A 17,437-nucleotide genomic window follows, 5' to 3' on the forward strand; every position below is an offset into this window, starting at 1 on the left:
ATGGCGAAGGGTAACAAATTTGTTTCGTTTTGTCTGCAATGGAAGTTTTGCATACATAGGGGCTGTATTCAAAAAAGAAGGTGAGTTGCCCCACCTTCTTGACAACAACTAGCGGATTTCTATCCGCCTTCCTTCAGATGAACTTGGTGTTTTCTTTGGCGCAGAGAGTTTGAGAACACCTTTACTTCAGCTTCAACGGACAACATCCCTTGTTCAAAAGTCACATGAATGTCTTCTTTTTTTACGCCGGGTAGCTCCGCAGAAATTTTAAAGCTATCTTCAGTCTCGCTGACATCTATTCTTGGTGAAAAGAACTCAGATTGTCGTACCTTGCCAGAGGCAAAGAAATGATCAAAAAACTGGTCAAAATCAAACAATGAATGTTTTGGTATTAAGCTCACCGCCTCGCCCTCCATTATCAGATTTCAATCCAGATAATAGTCGAGTTCCCTAAAATTCAGCTTGATATAAATCAAGTAATAGTTCTGTATTTTTCACCCAAAAAGGTCAAGTCTTCGTCAATAAAAGAAGGTATACTTTTCAAACACTAACAATCAACAGGAGCGAACTGAATGGAGAATGTTTATGACTTTCGCTGTATGTTAAATAACGGGGAAGAAATCACGCTTTCAGACTACGAAGGAAAAGTCCTTTTAATCGTCAATACAGCTAGCCAATGTGGATTTACGCCACAATATAAAGGCCTTGAAGAACTGTACGAAAAATATAAAGAGCAAGGCCTTGTCATCCTTGGGTTTCCTTGTAATCAATTTGGGCAACAAGAACCGGGGGATGATGCTCAGATCGAACAGTTTTGTAGTGTAAATTTTGGTGTGACTTTTCCACTGTTCAGAAAAGTCGATGTGAATGGCCCTGACGCTTCCCCCCTGTACGAATACCTTAAAGATCAGGCAAGAGGCGTCATGCGCACCCGTGCAATTAAATGGAATTTCACGAAATTTCTAATCGGAAAAGATGGACAGGTTCTCAAACGATTCTCTCCCCGTACCACCCCCAAATCGATTGATGGTGCAGTCCAAGAAGCGTTGAGTGCTTAATTCATTCACAGCGATAAGAAACTCTTATCGCTGCTCTGGATTTACTTTTCAACTCTCAGAATAGTTGCGATTTTATACGTAAAATCTTTTTCGTGGAGAAGGATCGCATTCCCTCCAGCTTTACATACATCTTTCGCAATATGATCACGGAAGCCCGATGCAACTCTTAACTTATCTGTAACAAAAAAGGCAGAGCTAAAAAGATAACCAGCACGATGATGATAAGCAACATCAACAATACCAACCTCTTTAAAAGGCTTATCTGGCTTTGTGGTATAAATATCAACTTGACAGTTTTCTTTATAAGAAGAAAAGTGACTTCCGCCCGACTTACTAATATCGACACTATAATAAGCACAACCAGATGCCATCAAGGCAGAAGAAAGTATCCCTGTAAGCACTATACGATTCATATTAACGCCCTAAAAAGTCGCGCATTCTAATTGAGGCTACCATAAATAGCAAATGGGAAGCATTTGCCTCATCACCGTTGGTTTTCGCTCTCTTTTGAAGTAACATCTTATCTTGATGATGTCTATTATTGTTTGTATCAATTCATCAATATCACTTCCAGATGAGATATTTGCTCAGCTTATTATTACTGACTTTTTTTCAATCTTATGCAGCCACGCTTGAGGTTGTGGATCAGCACCAAAAGCCTGTCCACAATGCGGTCATTGAATATCATCCTGCTGGCAAGACATCGACGCCACTTTCTCAAGAGCCTGCCATCATGGATCAAATCAAAAAACGATTTGTGCCTGAATTATTGGTGATCCGCCAAGGACGTTGGGTGAACTTTCCAAATAGCGACAACATTCGGCATCATGTTTATTCATTTTCGAAAGCCAAACCCTTTGAATTGAAACTCTATTCTGGCAGGCCCAAAGCACCTGTTGAATTTGAACACTCAGGCGTTGTCATTCTTGGGTGTAATATTCATGATTCGATGGTGGGATACATTTATGTTGCTCAGTCAGAATTCTGGGTAAAAACCAACGAAAAAGGACAGGCACTCATTAACCCGACACCCAATTCTCAAATCACTATTTGGCATGCTCATCAGAACAAAGGAGCTGAGTTTCAACATATTGTGATACTGAATTCATTGGAAAACCCACAAGAAAATTTCTATCGTTTTAAGATAGAAGTCACTGCACCAAAACCAAGAGATTCGTTCCGAGACCAATATTCAGATGGCATACAAAGACGGTAGTTTAAAAAACAAAATTATTGCCTTATGTATCGGGCTGATTTTGCTCATTGCCGTCACGATTATGCTCAGCACTTGGTGGTCAACCAGCGAATATAATGAAAAGCAAATCGACAATGAGATCAATAAAGCTGTTAATGTTTTTGAGCAATACTTGTCTGTCCGTGAACGACTACTCATCACCTCAACGGAGATCCTCACAACTGATTTTGGATTCAAACAAGCTGTCGCAACACATGATGCAAATACAATTACATCCGTGCTCAAAAACCACGGCTCACGGATCAATGCCGATTTGATGCTGCTTACTGATTTAGAAGGAAAAGTCCTTTCAAGTAGTCAACCATTGGATGATGCCAATCACAATCTCAGCCATCTCATTCACCAAAGTGGAAGTACAACATTTATCCTGCTGGATGGCTCGCTTTATCATATGATCATGCTGCCCGTCAGAGCACCTCTCGCTATCGCTTATGCCGGTGTTGCATTTGAAATTCACCAGCAACTTGCGCAAGAGTTAAAACGTCTCACAGGCTTAAATATTAGCTTTCTTGCAAATCAAACTGAAGGGATTGTCACAACGATTCCAAATGTTGAAATAAATACTCTCAAACAGCAACTCCAAACTATGACTGTCCCAACTTTATTTGGGGAGCGGCTTGCTTATAACAACCGGGAAATATCACTCAATGGTATGGGAAATCAGTCAATTTCTATTTTGGTCAGTGCCAGCTTGCAACCGTTTTATCAGGCTTACAATAATCTGGCTTCATCCATCTTCCTGCTCGCTGGCCTGACAATCTTCCTTGGGATCTTATTAAGTGGTTTACTTGCGAATACTCTGACCCAACAACTCTCCAAGCTCGTCCAAACGACAAAGCGCTTTGCACAAGGTAACTATGACACAATTGATTCTCCCCAATCTGCAAGCTCCGAGGTCAGCCAACTGATTCTTGCCTTTAATGAAATGGGCGCAGAGGTCAAAGCGCGAGAACAGCAAGTAAAATATCAAGCGCAGCACGATAGTTTAACTGGCCTGTTCAATCGGCAAACAATGGTCGACCGGATAAACCAAACGCTTAAAGCACAAACAACATTTATGCTCATTGCATCAAATATCCGAAACTTTCGCGCTGTCAATGATCACTTAGGCCCCATTGTCGGGGATGCTTGCCTGCAAGCACTCGCTGAACGATTAGAGCTCTTTTCTTTTGAAGGGCAAGCAACACATGCGAGGCTGAATGGAGATGAATTTCTATCCTTGTTGATCCTCGACGATTCGAAAGACAGCACACAGATCGTAGAAGCACTCCAAGACCATTTATCGGCCCCAGTTCAAGTCTCTGAACTCACCTTACATTTTAAGTTTTGTACAGGTGTTTATATCCATGAAGCGGGTGAATCCGATGCAAAAGTAATCCTCCGAAGAGCAACCATCGCTTTGGATGCAGCCAGAAATGAACAACTGGCCTTGCGGTACTACAAATCGGGGGAAGAAGAAAACCATTTACAAAAGCTTGCAATCATTGAACAGCTCAGAGTTGCATTGGAAAATGACGATGGTCAGTTGTATATGGTTTTTCAACCCAAGCTCAACTTAAAGACTCAGAAAATTGACAAAACAGAATCTCTGATCCGTTGGCAAAGCCCCAGTTTAGGGTTTATCTCCCCTGAATTATTTATTGCACTGGCTGAGCAATCTGGCCTGATCCTCTCCCTCACCCATTGGGTGATACATCAAGTACTCCAAGAGTTAAAAGTCTGGCAGAACCAACACCTTAATGTTGGCGTTGCCATCAATGTTTCTGCCAGAGACCTTGCCCATAAGGATTTTGTGGATACATTATGTGAGGCGGTCACACATCATCAAGTCAGTACAAATTTGATCACTATCGAGCTCACAGAGCGAGATATCATGGATGATGAGTCACAAGGAATAAGCGTGCTCAAAGAACTCAAACAACACGGCTTTCAAGTCTCACTGGATGACTATGGCATTGGACAGTCATCTCTGAGCAAACTTCGTTTACTTCCCATCGATGAATTAAAACTGGATATGAGTTTTATTCTTCGCCTCGACACAACACCTGACGATCAAACCATTGTGAAATCGACCATCACACTTGGACATAACCTTGGACTATCCGTCGTAGCTGAAGGGGTTGAAAATAAAGCCTCTCTCCAATTACTCGAAGCGATGTCCTGTGACCAGATCCAGGGGTATTATTTGAGTAAACCACTGACGGGAGAACAATTTCGGGAATGGCTACAAGCCTATGAATCAAAACCGATGTGCGCAGATCAGTAGCCTTCTCCTATTATGTCAATCTTTTGCCTGTTTGGGGTTCCGGTAAGCTGCTTGCAACTCTTGGTGTCAACCAAGTTGAAGGTAGCGCAAGGACGCAACTCTCAGGATATACAACGTGAGATGAAGCTGCCATCAATAATCGTACAAGGCGCGGGTTGCCTATTTTTAGCTTTCCAGTTTTCGTAGATAAGGTGGCCAACCAATAGCCAATTTAGCCACCCCATCCATGCTGTGAGTATGATTTAGAAGAGGAAGAGCCTCATTCAGGTAGTGGTTTTTCTTGTCGTCCTTCGTTCCCAGACCAGGCATTCACGACTGCACGGACAAGTGCAGCCAATGGGATCGCAAAAAAGACACCCCAAAAGCCCCAAAGCCCACCAAAAAACAGGACTGCAACGATGATATACACAGGGTTTAAGTCAACCGCTTCGGAGAACAAAACGGGTACCAGTAAGTTACCATCGAGCGCTTGAATGATGCCGTAAGCGAGCATGATATAACCAAACTCAGCCCCCATGCCAAACTGGAACAATGCGACAACTGCCACAGGAAGTGTCACCACAGCCGCACCGATATAAGGGATCAAAACAGATAAACCAACCAGTAATCCAAGGAGTGCCGAATAGCGCAGATCAAACATAGCGAATGTCACATATGACACGGAGCCAACAATGATGATTTCAATGACTTTTCCACGAATGTAGTTCATGATTTGCAGGTTCATTTCACTTGCAACCTGCTTAATCAATTTGCGCTCTCTTGGCAATAACTTATTAATTCCAGCCATCAGCTCTTCTTTATCTTTCAACATAAAAAAGACCATTAAAGGAACAAGAACGAGGTAAATTAAAATCGCGATGGCATCACCAATGGATGAAACCGTCACAGTAATGACTTTTTGGCCCCATTCCACTACTTTGTTTTCAACGGCTGTTACAACCGAACCAACTTGCTCAACGGTCACAACACCTGGGTACTTTTCAGGTAGCTTTTGTAAGTAATCTTTCCCTTGAGAAATCATTGTTGGCGCTTCTGCAATCAGGTTTTGTCCCTGCTCCCATACAACAGGCACAATACCAAATACGGATAAAATAAAGAACATGAGGAAGAGCGTCAGCACAATCGCCGTTGCCCAAGTTCGCTTTAATCCAAAATTAGCTAAACGGATCACTGGCCAATCCAGCAGATAAGCAAATGCAATCGCAACCAATACTGGAACAATAAGATGCCCAACCCAATAAAGGCCGACAAATGTAAAAAATAACAGGAGAAATAAAGTAACAGACTGTGGATCGGTAAACTTACGGCGATACCACTGCTTAATGATTTCGAACATGCGACTGCAAGGACTCCCTATTGGTGATTCGTACATCATAATGGGGGCGGGACTCGACGGTCAGCACGTCAAAGGCCACCTCATAACCTAGGCTTTGATAAAATTTTTGTAAATTAGTTGCACTCATTTTGTCAGAAAACCGAATATGCCAACTTCGAGCCTCTGACACTTGCATAATAAATCGCTTTGCTTCCACAAATGCGCGTGGGCAGCAAAATACAGATGCATCAAAAAAAGGCTGAGATTTCACAAGGTTTGTCTTCACGATTGATTGTCCAGTATACCCATACCTATGACAACATACTTCTATTCGTATTCATCAAAGTTTACAACACAAAGCTATGTGTATAGTACACCAAAAACATTGTATGAGCATCTTGGTGCCGCTTTGTGTTGTTCGATAAAGGTTTTTAATGAAAATACGCTCTCTTCTAATTCGACTTCGCATGGACGCACTGCACCTGCTGTTGCGATTTGTTTACTTGACTTTTGCATGCATAAAAACCACTAATCGCCCAACCAATACAGCACAAGAGCAGCAATGTGTAATTCATCATCCAAGTTCTATCAATTTGATATACCTGACTCATAATGATTGGGCTTGATGCCGCAGCGAAATAAGCGATACTTTGTGCCATCCCGGACAGACGCGCAGCTTGTGCCACACTTTCTGTACGAAGCGTCAACATCGACATACCCAAAACAAAACCCGCTCCCATGCCAAAACCAATACAGATCACCCAAAACAGTGCCATAGAAGGAAACAGATACAGACTGATTAACCCGATGGCTGTGGTAAACGAAGCCCCCAAGCTAAGTAGACGCTTATCTTTGGCTTTTTCTAAAAAGATTGACATGAAAAAAGCAGGTAAAATTCCAGCGAACTGCATCACACCATGATAAACACCAGCTAAGTCCAATGAGATCCCTTTTGTGTGCAACATCATTGGTAACCAGCCGATGAGGGCGTAATTAATAAAAGCATTAAAAGAGAGAAACCCAGTTGCTTGCCATGCAAAAGAAGAACGCCACAAACCTCTGGTATTAGACCTCTTCTCCTTGCACTTCTCGCGTTGTTCTTCCTTAACGTAGGGAAACCATAACATCAATGCTAAAAAAGTCACAGGCAAACAGACAGTCAATGCAAGTGTCCAACCAGAAACCCCAAAAACATCTTTGAGTTGGTTCATATGAGCAATTGGTCGAACTATCCCTGATCCTAAGGCTGCACCAATGCCCATCATGAAAATATATAGTGACGTCATGGATGCCGATTTTTCTGCGTAATATCGTTTCATAATACTGGGTAACAGCACATTCGCAAAAGCGATACCGATGCCAATAATGAGCGTTCCTAGCATGAATGTTTCAATGCAAGAATAAAACCGAATGACGATCCCAATATTGAATAACACTAATCCAATGCATAAAGACCAACTCAGCCCTAAACGTTGCGATATGAATGGAATCATTGGAGAGCAAACCGCAAATGCAAATAAAGGGATGCTGGTGACAAAACCCATTTGCACATTTGAGAGCGACAAAGCTGTGCAAATATCTTCAATTAATGGAGAAACTGCTGTAAATGGAGCTCTGAGATTAAAAGCGATGAGTAAGATTGCAACTGTCATTCCCCACTGATATTGACTTCCTGTTTTGACATTCATAACAACACCTTTTCTTGAAAATGGAAAGGGGCTAGTATAATGTTTCAGCAAATGACTTTATTTAGCAAAATGGATATTTTATTGCTGAAAAAGGACAAAGATATCATGCATAGAACTCAACCTCAGAACCCTGATCAGCTGCCTCAGAAAGTCATCGCATTTTATGAGCAAACAGGCAGTCAATCTGAAGAGTCACCTTATCACCATCATCACAAAGGGCAGCTCGTTTTCCTGTTAAGCGGTTTTCTTCGCTGCAAAATTCAAGATGCAATCTGGGTTGTTCCCCCTCATCATGCCGTTTGGATACCAAGTCAGGCACCTCACTGCAATATGGTTGCGCCTCAAAGTGAGGTCTGTATGGTATTATGCGACCCAGAAATTGCAGAGATGCCCGATCAAGTTTACACCCTGACAATTACCCCCTTGCTCCGAGAACTGATTCTTCATTTGACGAAACAGCCAAAAGGCGATGATTTATTGTTGACTGTCCCTAAAATTGTCGATGTCTTATTTGATGAGTTGGTAAAAATGCCCGTCGAAAAATATCAATTCCCTATCCCACAAGATCCAAGACTGAGCCGAATTGCCTTCGCTCTATTAGACTCCCCGTGGGATCGGAGAACCATCAAAGAGTGGGCACAGGAATCAGCAATGAGTGAAAAGACGCTATCAAGACTCATCAAGCAACAAACGGGCCTGACGTTTGGACGGTGGAAAGGGCAGCTTCATATTGTCGTTGCGATTCAACTGCTAAATTCTGGTTATACAGTCCAATACGTTGCAACGGAGCTCGGTTATGAGTCAGTCAGTGCTTTTATTCAGTTTTTTAAAAAAACACTCGGACATGCACCAAAGAAATATATAAAAATGACACACGGAGATCTGTAAGTTCTACTGAGACCCCTTTGATAAGACGTCTTATGCGCTCTTTGAGTACATGAATGATAACCCCCTTGGCATCTTACTCACGCACACCTAACTGGTTATTTCTAACCCATCGACTCATGCTGGATTGTTTTTATCGAATCACATGACAGACAATCGATTTCCCTCTTTCCATTTCACCAAATGATCTGGCGGTTTATGCTTGATAAGGTAGTATTAATTGGTAAAGGGGTTAATCAATAGGACTATTTGAATGAGTGCAGCAGGTGGCAAAGCCGAACTCCCCGAAAATCCGACACTCAAAGAGATCAATTGGTTTAAAAAACAAATCAATTGGGGTGAATTGCCGCCGTTTTATCACCTCGTAGCATCATCCATTGGCGAATCAGAAGGGTTGCTTAGCCATGGATTTGATACCGCGCTTAAAAGACTCATTGATGAACGCAACTGGAACCAAGAACTGCTCAATATCCCTAGACCAGAAAATGATACGGGTAAGCCAAGGATTGCTTTGTATCAAGTGATCACCGATCGCGGTTTTGAATTACAAGCGTTTCCTTTCGCGAAGAAAAAAGAAGTCGATCAATATATTAAGGATTGTGCATATATGGAGTTTCTTGTCTGGGACCCACACTATATGCGTAACATCATCCGTATTAATCAACTCGACAAGTTTATGATGTTTTATTTTCAGCGAGGTGATGAAGCAGACCGCGCATTGATCATTTTCGCCCATAAGCTTGTCAACAGCATTATCGCCTTGCTGCAAAAAAAAGTGAACGTCGTTAAAGTCAGTGGTGTCTCAGTAAAAGATCTGTATGATGATTATAAAAAACGGATGAGTTATGCGGTGGCCGATGATACAGTCGCGGGTCTGCAGTCGAATCCGTTAAAGGATGGTTATTAGGACCCATTTTTCCATGAAATTGTTGATGAAGTTTTTTGTATCACTTGTGATTGCAAGTGCCTGTTTTACGTCTGCCCAGGCAGCAAATCGCCTCCCCGATCTTGGTGGTACAGCATTGTCCACGATAACAATTGAAAAAGAACTAATCATGGGCGATATCTTTGCCCGAAAAGCAAGAGCTGCATTACCCATTGTTTACGATCCGTTGTTATCCTCCTATATCGAAACCATCGGGAATAAAATGGTCGCACAGGCTGATGGAGTTCAATTTCCCTTCCAATTTGTCTGGGTGAGAGATAATGCAATCAACGCTTTCGCGACATTTGGTGGCAATATTACCGCACATACAGGACTCGTTTTAAATGCACAAAGTGAAAGTGAGCTTGCTTCGGTGATCGGACATGAAATCGCGCATATCACGCAGCGACATCTCGCCCGAAAAATCGAAAAAATGAACCAACGTGCCCCCATGACAATTGCTGGGCTTTTTAGTTCTCTTTTACTTGGGATCGTGAATCCATCATTAGGTATAGCGGCCTTGCAAACAACGGCAGGTCTCACACAACAAGCGAGCATTACTTATACTCGCGGGAATGAGCAAGAAGCCGACCGAATTGGCATGCAGATCATGACCAATGCCGGATTTGACCCCCATGATGCGTCATCTTTTTATACACGCATGTCTGATAAATATCGTGCAGCCACGAAACCCCCTGCCTTTTTATTAACTCACCCGCTTCCAGATAACCGAGTCTCGGACATACGCCTGCGTGCACAGCAATACAAAAAACATACGCGTAAACCGGAATACGATTTCTGGCTGACAAAAGCCCGCATCATTGCTCGCTTTTCAAATTCATCTGAAGGCCATGCGAAAGACACTTTCCGTGATTGGCAAAAATCGACTTATCCAGATATCAAATTTGCTGGTCAGTATGGGCTTGCACTACTCGATGTTGACCACCAACGTTATCAAAGTGCAGCATCTCACCTCAAAGAATTATTCAAGCTGCAACCACATAACCTCTTTTTGATCGACACATATACTGACTTGCTGACGGCGACCAAACAATATAAGACGGCGTTGGCATTTCTTGCAAAAGAGTATCAACTTCGTCCAAATGAACAGGTTGTGACCCTGAACTACGCCAACGTAGCTATCCATGCAGATCAGCCTGAACGTGCTATTAGGATGCTGAAATCCTTTTTACTTCAAAAGGGTGAAAACTATCTTGGATATGATTTGTTGACCAATGCTTATCGAAAAGCCAAACATCCAGCTTACGCCAATATTTATCAAGCACAGTCTGATGCGTATCTTGGACGGTATCAAAAAGCGATCCAGTCTCTGAGGCAAGCGAAAGAACAACTGGATGAAGATAACTTCACTGAAAAGAAGCGTATCGAAGCGCTTGAGAAGAAGTTTGCTTATCAACAAAGACAAATGCGGCAAACATAAGTTAAACTATCGCGCATCTATAGTTCACAACAGGCTATACCAATGACTGTGACGATTTATCACAACCCACGCTGCTCAAAAAGCCGCGAGACGCTCGCACTGCTTCAAGAAAAAGGTATCAACCCACAAGTGGTTGAATATTTGAAGGAACCACCGAGTGCTGACATAATTGCGACGTTATTAACGCAGCTTGGTTTCACATCCGCAAGACAGCTCATGCGCACAAAAGAAACCATCTACAAAGAGCTCAACCTTTCGCAAGAATCTGACGAAGATAAATTACGTCAGGCGATGAGCAACCACCCAAAACTCATCGAAAGACCAATTGTGATCCGGAATGAGCGTGCAAGATTAGGTCGTCCACCGGAGCAGGTTCTGGAAATTCTATGAATGACATCCCGATGCAGCCCAAAACCATGTTGCTCAGAACAGTTGCAACAATTGGTTATTGTGGATTGCTTTTATTTTTACCTTTATGGTTTATTTTTATCTCGCCATCAGAGACAGTCAGTCTGGAGTTTCAGCTTCTTGTATTTTGGGCACCCTTACTGCTCCCTGCAAAAGGGTTAATGCAAGGCAAACCATATACGTTCGCGTGGGCAAATTTTGTGGTGTTGATCCCCATCTTACATGGCCTCACGTCGCTATGGGTTGCAACAGATGAACTCGGCTATGTGATCATTGAACTTGTCTTTGCCAGTATGATGCTATTTGGTGGGACCTATTACGCACGAAATCGCGGGCAAGAATTAGGGTTAAAGCTAAGAAAACTCAAACAGGATCTTGCTGACGAGAAAAAAGTTTTTGAAGAAAACATTTAAGGCCAGATTTCTGGCCTTCGGTTGATTCGTCTATTTTTGGGGCTTTCACAAAGTTCTCATGACTGACAAATTTATCCGTCAATCCAGAAGATTTTCCGAGCAGCTCAATACAAAACAGCTCCCACATGAATGTCTCCATTTATCCGGTGCAAACCACTACAGTGTCGCACGAATGCTTGGCAATACAGCCAGTTCGTTATTTCAAAAAATTGCTTCCCTCAACGATGATTCAAACCTCAGAAACAACTCAGCCTAGCGAGGGTCACTCTCTATAGTCTATATTGAACAACATCTGACACCCCATGACACAAATAAAGTAAAAACAAATATGAGAAAGCAAATCTTGGTGGCCAGGGAGTGGCTAAACAGAATGATTTAGGCTTGAAATAGTTCATGAACATCCTGCCATGATAGAGCGGAAGAGAGACCATCATTGGTCTCTCTAAAACAATCTCATTCAGCGTTACAACCACCCTTTGAACCAATCCTTAACTCTGCCAAGGAAACTTCTTTTATTTTTCACAATCACTGTGACTGTCTTTTTTTCACTTTCTGTCTTGCCATCAGATGCATACACCTCAAACATGAGCACCATATCAGCATCGACTTTCGGCGCAGTAAAGCTTGGGATTGCACTCTTCGGATTGATGAGTGAGACTGTGTGTCCTGAACTATCCACTTGCTTCCATGAAAACTCAAGGTGATGTCCATCGGCATCAGATGCCATCGCTTGAAGCTGGACTGTTTCGTTTTCATTCACTGATAGTGTGTCCACTACAGATAGCGTTGGAGTTTGGTTATCATTCGCAACCAAAATCGGGATCTGTTTTGTCTCAATCACAGTACCGTTTTTCAGCAGTGATAATTCGACTTCAAATGTTTGATCATCATTCACATTTGGTGCTTGAAATTCAAAGACATTGTCAGAGCGTTGAATATTCAATTTCACGCCAGTGGTGTCCGTTTGCTTCCATTGCAGTGACATATCTGAAGTCAGTGGTAATGTTGTGAGTGGCTTGATAACCCCTTTTTGTCCCTCCGAGACTTGGACTTGCTCTATCGTTTGTAACTTTGGTTCACAGACACGTGCAGTTTTGCTCTCATGATAGAATCCCCAACGCTTAAGAGTCACATCACCTTCAGCAATGACTTGAATTGTCCATTGACCTTCTAAAGAAAGCCCGGAGAGTGGCATTGCTAATGGACGTTTAAACATACCGTCATTATAAATTGGCTCCCCGTAGACAATATCATGGAACTCACCTTTATCATTACTCTGAATTTTGACCTCAACATAAGTACTTTCACTGTTTTCAACCTCAATAAAGAATAACAATTCTTCTGGCGGCACTGTGATTGCAGGTAAATAGAAAGAAGACTCAGACATGACGCCAGCAGACAGGGATTGTTCTTCTGACTTGAACCACACCCGTTTTTCTGGAATGCCTAATTTACGGTCACCATCACCAAACGCATCACTTAACTTCCATTGACCAGCGACTAAGTTCCCATTGATATAAGCTTGATAGTCAATCTCAAAATCCAGCTCTGAACCACACACAGCAGTATCCGGGACCTGAAAAGATAGTGCTGATGCAGATTGTTGTGCACGATGCGGCTCAATATCGTTGAGTAATACATTCGCCTGCATAATATGAAGTCCAGTACCACTAATCGATGCTTGAACATTGGTTGCTTTGCTATCCGCGTTATTAAGCAGTTGCGGACGAATTCGAACAACTTCTCCAGGCATCAACTCATCTGTCAACTTAACTGATTTATCCGTCCCGGCACCGAGCGTTCTTTCCATCCCAAATACAAGTGCTTTCGGAAGAATATGATGGTTTTTAAAGTGTCGTTGAAAGACTTCTGCGTATGCATCCGTTGGATAAAGCCGAGACGCTGTTTTCACAACTGATTGTGCCATCATCCGCATCGTGATATTCGAGCCCATTCCATACATGGACTGTAGAATAATACGATCGATGTTTTCTCGTGAGTAGCCCATCCCTGTCAACTCAAGAAAGCTCTGATATAAAGGTGTCGACCATAACTGATCTGAGCGATTTGTTACACCATCTATATCTTCGTGAGCGCCATAACGTTGGTGGTCTTTGTACCTCGCATCAACATCATTTAGCGTTCTCTTATAGGTAAACCACTGCCCCATAGTATTGGGTTGAAACACGCTTCCATTTTGTGTTGTCCAGCTATACGAAGCTCCCCAATAATCACCAAATCCTTCGCCCATTGCGCCAGTATCCCCACCATAGAACGATGGGTTAATCGCAAACGTAATGGCATGACCGTATTCATGCAAAATGACATCTGCGTCTTCACTCGCGTTGATATCTCCCTGGCCAAACGAGATACGAAACTCTCCATCTGTATAATATGCATTGGTTTCACCAAGAGCACCATTTGTATCCACAAGCACTTGCTCGTTTAAAATCCCTTGCGTTCCTGTATACCCAAGACTTTGAATATAACCTTGGCTCTTATTCAAATGGTAAAATACATTCGTATCATCAAACCCACCATGACCACGTTTAAATTGCCATTTTCCGTCGGTTGAAGTCTGAGGCTGTGTATTTGGTTTTTCAAAGTTTGTGATCTTGACCCAAGGGCTTTCGAGATGATAGACATCATCACCACTTGCATCTGTCATTTTTAAAACCTGAGGTAAAATCACCTTTTGGTACGCGAGATCGAACGCACTTGCAGGCGACGTATCACTGAGCGTTGGATCCATCAAAGTTGTTACTGGGTCGGGGTCAAAAACCTGTCCTTCACCTTGTACATACTTATTGCCAACTGCAACAGACGATGCTGGTGGCAGTGTTTCTGAAAGTGCGCTTCTTGCCGTATTGAGAGTCACTGTTTGTGTTTTTGTATGGAAATGCGATGTTTTCAGATCTGTTAATTTCTGATGAACCCCATGTGCACGACGCATCCGTTGTTCCAAGTGAAGGACTTGACCAGTATTTGCATCAATATATTGTAACCACTCACCTTTCGGCTCAGATAAAGCGATCGTCGTTTTATAAGATTTGACCAGCTTTTCTTGGTGCGGATATAAAACCAATACTGATTTTGGCTCTGCAAGCAAATCGCCTTGAGGCTTTAGGTTATTGAATGCAATTTCCAGTGCTTCATGTGCATTGATAGTCGCTCCTTTCTCTGTACTGACTCCATTCCTTCGGCTATTTTCCGGATGACCCGCGTGGCGCTTACTTCGCTTTTTTGGCATTTGAAGATCAACCACATTGTGGAACACCTTCACAACCTCTTGCGTATCTTTCGTGACAGTCACAATGATTGTCGAGTCTGCAACAACCACACCATCTATCATTTGTACAAAGGTGTAATGTTTATCAGCCAAACTTTCTTGTACATGTGTCAATTCGAATGTCGAATCATTCGCCACAAGTATCTTTTCTTTTGCAACGGCCTCCGCAATCGATTGCACCAAAGATTGTTCATCTTTTGCCATTTGTTGAGGAAAGGAGATTTGATCCGGGTTGGTAATCAACGCTGTTTGGTATAGATTTTCTGTTGCTTCAGCTTGTGAGCATACTGCGATACTTACTGCTGTATGAAGTAAAGAGTACTTCAGTAATTTCATTCTTTTTCCTTACTATTATTTTTGATTCTTCTCTCAACTCAACGCGCAATGCTATTGAAAAGAGAGTAAAAAATGTAAACAACGAAGGATGAACCCAAACTGAATACAAGGGAGTAATCCAAAGATTCTTACAGAAAATAGCAATAAAGGATTATATAAATTTGTTGGTCATTCAATCACTGCTCATTCAATCACAATCACTGGTTTATGCTCGCTTTCTGCAATAAAAAAGAGGCGACCCCGTCAAAAGTAGCTTCTGGATGAAGTCCAAAAAACAAATCAATTCTGTGACAAACTGCAAAAATTCACCATTGTTTTTTGTTCAATAATTGTTCTCTCAATGTCATCCAACACTTGCATAGCACTTCACATTATTTCGCATTATAATGCCCACACGCTTTATCCAACCAAGGCACATCCATGTCTGAAAATAATTTGAATGTAGATCTCGCTGAAATTTCCAAGTTCGAAGAAGTCGCTTCGCGATGGTGGGATCTGGAAGGTGAGTTCAAGCCACTCCATGATATTAACCCATTGAGGCTTGGATTTGTTGAAGATAAAGTCTCTGGGCTATTTGGGAAGAAAGTACTTGATGTGGGCTGCGGCGGAGGCATTCTTTCGGAAAGCATGGCAAAGCTTGGGGCTGAAGTGTCTGGTATTGATATGGGTGAAGAGCCACTCAATGTTGCTCGACTCCATGCTTTAGAGTCTCAAGTCGAAGTCAATTACCAACGGATAACGGTTGAAGAACTTGCAGCGCAACAACCGGGCAGTTTTGATATCGTGACTTGTATGGAAATGCTGGAACATGTACCAGAGCCTGCCTCTGTCGTGCGAGCTTGCTCTCAGCTTGTCAAACCCGGTGGTTACGTATTTTTTTCGACATTAAATAAAACGCTCAAGTCGTATTTATTTGCCATCCTTGGTGCAGAAAAAATTCTCAAGCTTGTCCCTGAAGGCACCCATGAACATGATAAGTTCATCCGTCCAGCCGACTTAATGGGCTGGGCAGAAAACGAGGGACTTCGTCCTCTAGAAGCAACAGGGATCCATTACAATCCTCTAACCAAAATATTCAAACTAGGCCCAGGGTTGGACGTCAATTACATCATCGCAACTCAGAGCGATTCAGACTAAGGAGACATATTCATGTATCAAGCAGTTCTTTTCGATCTCGACGGTACGTTACTCGATACTGCGGATGATCTTGGTGCAGCACTCAACCATACACTTGCTCATTATGGCCTAGAACATATCCCAGCTGAGTTCTATCGCCCAGAGGCTTCAAATGGTTCTCTTGGACTACTCAAGCTAGGGTTAAAACACAGAATTGACGACTTCAATTTTGAAGAACTCAAGTCAGTCTTTTTCGACTACTACCAAAGTAATATTGCTCACTTTACTCAGTTCTTTGAAGGGATACAGGATATCCTGCAATGGTTGGATGAACAATCGATAGATTGGGGGGTTGTTACCAATAAACCAGGGTTCTTAACCGAGCAATTACTCCATTGTTTCCCTGCTTTTTCCAGAGCTAAAGTTGTACTTTCTGGTGACTCACTCAGCAAGCGTAAACCGGATCCAATGCCATTATTACATGCAGCTGAAGTCATGGGCGTGCAACCAGAACATTGCATTTATGTGGGCGATGCGCTTCGTGATATTGAAGCTGGCAACCGTGCAGGTATGAAAACCATCATCGCAGGTTATGGTTACATTGAAGAAAATGCGTTATTGGATAGTTGGAATGCCGATAAAACCACCAGTTCCGTTACCGAATTAAACACGCTTTTGCAGCAGATGTTTGTCAAGTAAAATGACAAGAAAATTGCAGCATTAAAAAGGCATTTTCTAACGTGAAAAATTATAAAAAAAGTCTAGTGGACAACTTTTTTGCTTGATCTTTTTCACGGGTTAGAGGGATTTGAAACGAAGGGTAAGCGAGTACTTACAGCACTCATTTACCCACCATTTTATCCACAGATTATTCGCTTCTTATTCCTTGAAAATTAAATTCGAACACACTATCTTGTGACGCATTCAAATTGAACCCCAATATCTTGTGCGATAACTCGACAAAATCACCATGCCTTGTGTGCTGATGACACAAATTCATGGCTTGAGTCGTGCGCTAATGCTTTGCGTTTTTTTCGCGAAA

General features: G+C 42.4%; 16 protein-coding genes. 11 read left to right on the top strand and 5 right to left on the bottom strand.

Features of this window, described 5'->3' with window-relative positions:
* Nucleotides 1-119 precede the first annotated feature (119 nt).
* Nucleotides 120-401, bottom strand: a complete 282-nt coding sequence (locus tag C505_RS21110) for an Hsp20/alpha crystallin family protein (protein WP_169336985.1) — start codon at nucleotides 399-401, stop codon at nucleotides 120-122.
* Between the two features lie 171 nt (nucleotides 402-572).
* Here C505_RS21110 and C505_RS0101665 point away from each other — a divergent pair, with 171 nt between their 5' ends.
* Complete coding sequence (locus C505_RS0101665) at nucleotides 573-1,058, top strand: glutathione peroxidase (protein ID WP_018690861.1); 486 nt, start codon at nucleotides 573-575, stop codon at nucleotides 1,056-1,058.
* A gap of 41 nt (nucleotides 1,059-1,099) precedes the next feature.
* On the opposite strand, the gene C505_RS0101670 is transcribed toward C505_RS0101665, so the two are convergent.
* Entirely contained in the window at nucleotides 1,100-1,471 is a 372-nt protein-coding gene (locus tag C505_RS0101670) for a hypothetical protein (RefSeq protein ID WP_018690862.1), read from the bottom strand.
* 161 nt (nucleotides 1,472-1,632) lie between these two features.
* On the opposite strand from C505_RS0101670, the gene C505_RS0101675 reads away from it, so the two are divergent.
* Nucleotides 1,633-2,274: a methylamine utilization protein gene (locus C505_RS0101675; RefSeq protein ID WP_040439010.1), complete on the top strand. Its 642-nt coding sequence runs from the start codon at nucleotides 1,633-1,635 to the stop codon at nucleotides 2,272-2,274.
* Nucleotides 2,255-4,579, top strand: a complete 2,325-nt coding sequence (locus C505_RS0101680) for a putative bifunctional diguanylate cyclase/phosphodiesterase (protein ID WP_018690864.1) — start codon at nucleotides 2,255-2,257, stop codon at nucleotides 4,577-4,579. The genes C505_RS0101675 and C505_RS0101680 overlap by 20 nt, the downstream gene beginning before the upstream one ends.
* A gap of 259 nt (nucleotides 4,580-4,838) precedes the next feature.
* Here the strand turns inward: C505_RS0101680 and C505_RS0101685 are convergent, their stop codons facing one another.
* Together C505_RS0101685 and C505_RS21115 are read right to left on the bottom strand one after the other, a co-directional pair.
* On the bottom strand, nucleotides 4,839-5,915 hold the full coding sequence (locus C505_RS0101685; protein WP_018690865.1) for an AI-2E family transporter: 1,077 nt from the start codon (nucleotides 5,913-5,915) through the stop codon (nucleotides 4,839-4,841).
* 431 nt (nucleotides 5,916-6,346) lie between these two features.
* On the bottom strand, nucleotides 6,347-7,582 hold the full coding sequence (locus tag C505_RS21115; protein ID WP_018690867.1) for an MFS transporter: 1,236 nt from the start codon (nucleotides 7,580-7,582) through the stop codon (nucleotides 6,347-6,349).
* A gap of 39 nt (nucleotides 7,583-7,621) precedes the next feature.
* Here C505_RS21115 and C505_RS0101700 point away from each other — a divergent pair, with 39 nt between their 5' ends.
* The 6 genes from C505_RS0101700 (at nucleotide 7,622) to C505_RS0101725 (ending at nucleotide 11,910) form a co-directional block, all read left to right on the top strand.
* A complete protein-coding gene (locus tag C505_RS0101700) occupies nucleotides 7,622-8,470 on the top strand; it encodes an AraC family transcriptional regulator (protein ID WP_018690868.1) in 849 nt (282 codons plus the stop codon).
* 250 nt (nucleotides 8,471-8,720) lie between these two features.
* Nucleotides 8,721-9,374, top strand: coding sequence for a hypothetical protein (locus tag C505_RS0101705; RefSeq protein WP_018690869.1), 654 nt, complete (start codon nucleotides 8,721-8,723; stop codon nucleotides 9,372-9,374).
* A gap of 25 nt (nucleotides 9,375-9,399) precedes the next feature.
* The gene (gene bepA, locus C505_RS0101710; protein ID WP_018690870.1) at nucleotides 9,400-10,833 is read left to right on the top strand and encodes a beta-barrel assembly-enhancing protease; all 1,434 of its coding nucleotides are present in this window, start codon (nucleotides 9,400-9,402) and stop codon (nucleotides 10,831-10,833) included.
* 42 nt (nucleotides 10,834-10,875) lie between these two features.
* Nucleotides 10,876-11,223 (top strand): arsenate reductase (glutaredoxin), encoded by a 348-nt coding sequence (gene arsC / locus C505_RS0101715; RefSeq protein ID WP_018690871.1) that lies wholly within the window; start codon nucleotides 10,876-10,878, stop codon nucleotides 11,221-11,223.
* Nucleotides 11,220-11,654: a DUF2069 domain-containing protein gene (locus tag C505_RS0101720; RefSeq protein ID WP_018690872.1), complete on the top strand. Its 435-nt coding sequence runs from the start codon at nucleotides 11,220-11,222 to the stop codon at nucleotides 11,652-11,654. The genes arsC and C505_RS0101720 overlap by 4 nt, the downstream gene beginning before the upstream one ends.
* 58 nt (nucleotides 11,655-11,712) lie before the next feature.
* Nucleotides 11,713-11,910, top strand: a complete 198-nt coding sequence (locus tag C505_RS0101725) for a hypothetical protein (RefSeq protein WP_018690873.1) — start codon at nucleotides 11,713-11,715, stop codon at nucleotides 11,908-11,910.
* 207 nt (nucleotides 11,911-12,117) lie between these two features.
* On the opposite strand, the gene C505_RS23360 is transcribed toward C505_RS0101725, so the two are convergent.
* On the bottom strand, nucleotides 12,118-15,279 hold the full coding sequence (locus tag C505_RS23360; RefSeq protein WP_018690874.1) for a PKD domain-containing protein: 3,162 nt from the start codon (nucleotides 15,277-15,279) through the stop codon (nucleotides 12,118-12,120).
* Nucleotides 15,280-15,699: 420 nt separating this feature from the next.
* On the opposite strand from C505_RS23360, the gene ubiG reads away from it, so the two are divergent.
* A complete protein-coding gene (gene ubiG, locus C505_RS0101735) occupies nucleotides 15,700-16,416 on the top strand; it encodes a bifunctional 2-polyprenyl-6-hydroxyphenol methylase/3-demethylubiquinol 3-O-methyltransferase UbiG (RefSeq protein ID WP_018690875.1) in 717 nt (238 codons plus the stop codon).
* A gap of 12 nt (nucleotides 16,417-16,428) precedes the next feature.
* Entirely contained in the window at nucleotides 16,429-17,094 is a 666-nt protein-coding gene (locus tag C505_RS0101740) for an HAD family hydrolase (RefSeq protein ID WP_018690876.1), read from the top strand.
* Nucleotides 17,095-17,437: the final 343 nt, after the last annotated feature.

The organism is Algicola sagamiensis DSM 14643, from assembly GCF_000374485.1.
GTDB classification, from domain to species: domain Bacteria; phylum Pseudomonadota; class Gammaproteobacteria; order Enterobacterales; family Alteromonadaceae; genus Algicola; species Algicola sagamiensis.

Coding starts and splice junctions, on each gene's coding strand:
- C505_RS0101665 (WP_018690861.1), top strand. CDS start 573: ATGGAGAATGTTTATGACTTTCGCTGTATGTTAAATAACGGGGAAGAA.
- C505_RS0101670 (WP_018690862.1), bottom strand. CDS start 1,471: ATGAATCGTATAGTGCTTACAGGGATACTTTCTTCTGCCTTGATGGCA.
- C505_RS0101675 (WP_040439010.1), top strand. CDS start 1,633: ATGAGATATTTGCTCAGCTTATTATTACTGACTTTTTTTCAATCTTAT.
- C505_RS0101680 (WP_018690864.1), top strand. CDS start 2,255: ATGGCATACAAAGACGGTAGTTTAAAAAACAAAATTATTGCCTTATGT.
- C505_RS0101685 (WP_018690865.1), bottom strand. CDS start 5,915: ATGTTCGAAATCATTAAGCAGTGGTATCGCCGTAAGTTTACCGATCCA.
- C505_RS21115 (WP_018690867.1), bottom strand. CDS start 7,582: ATGAATGTCAAAACAGGAAGTCAATATCAGTGGGGAATGACAGTTGCA.
- C505_RS0101700 (WP_018690868.1), top strand. CDS start 7,622: ATGTTTCAGCAAATGACTTTATTTAGCAAAATGGATATTTTATTGCTG.
- C505_RS0101705 (WP_018690869.1), top strand. CDS start 8,721: ATGAGTGCAGCAGGTGGCAAAGCCGAACTCCCCGAAAATCCGACACTC.
- bepA (WP_018690870.1), top strand. CDS start 9,400: ATGAAGTTTTTTGTATCACTTGTGATTGCAAGTGCCTGTTTTACGTCT.
- arsC (WP_018690871.1), top strand. CDS start 10,876: ATGACTGTGACGATTTATCACAACCCACGCTGCTCAAAAAGCCGCGAG.
- C505_RS0101720 (WP_018690872.1), top strand. CDS start 11,220: ATGAATGACATCCCGATGCAGCCCAAAACCATGTTGCTCAGAACAGTT.
- C505_RS0101725 (WP_018690873.1), top strand. CDS start 11,713: ATGACTGACAAATTTATCCGTCAATCCAGAAGATTTTCCGAGCAGCTC.
- C505_RS23360 (WP_018690874.1), bottom strand. CDS start 15,279: ATGAAATTACTGAAGTACTCTTTACTTCATACAGCAGTAAGTATCGCA.
- ubiG (WP_018690875.1), top strand. CDS start 15,700: ATGTCTGAAAATAATTTGAATGTAGATCTCGCTGAAATTTCCAAGTTC.
- C505_RS0101740 (WP_018690876.1), top strand. CDS start 16,429: ATGTATCAAGCAGTTCTTTTCGATCTCGACGGTACGTTACTCGATACT.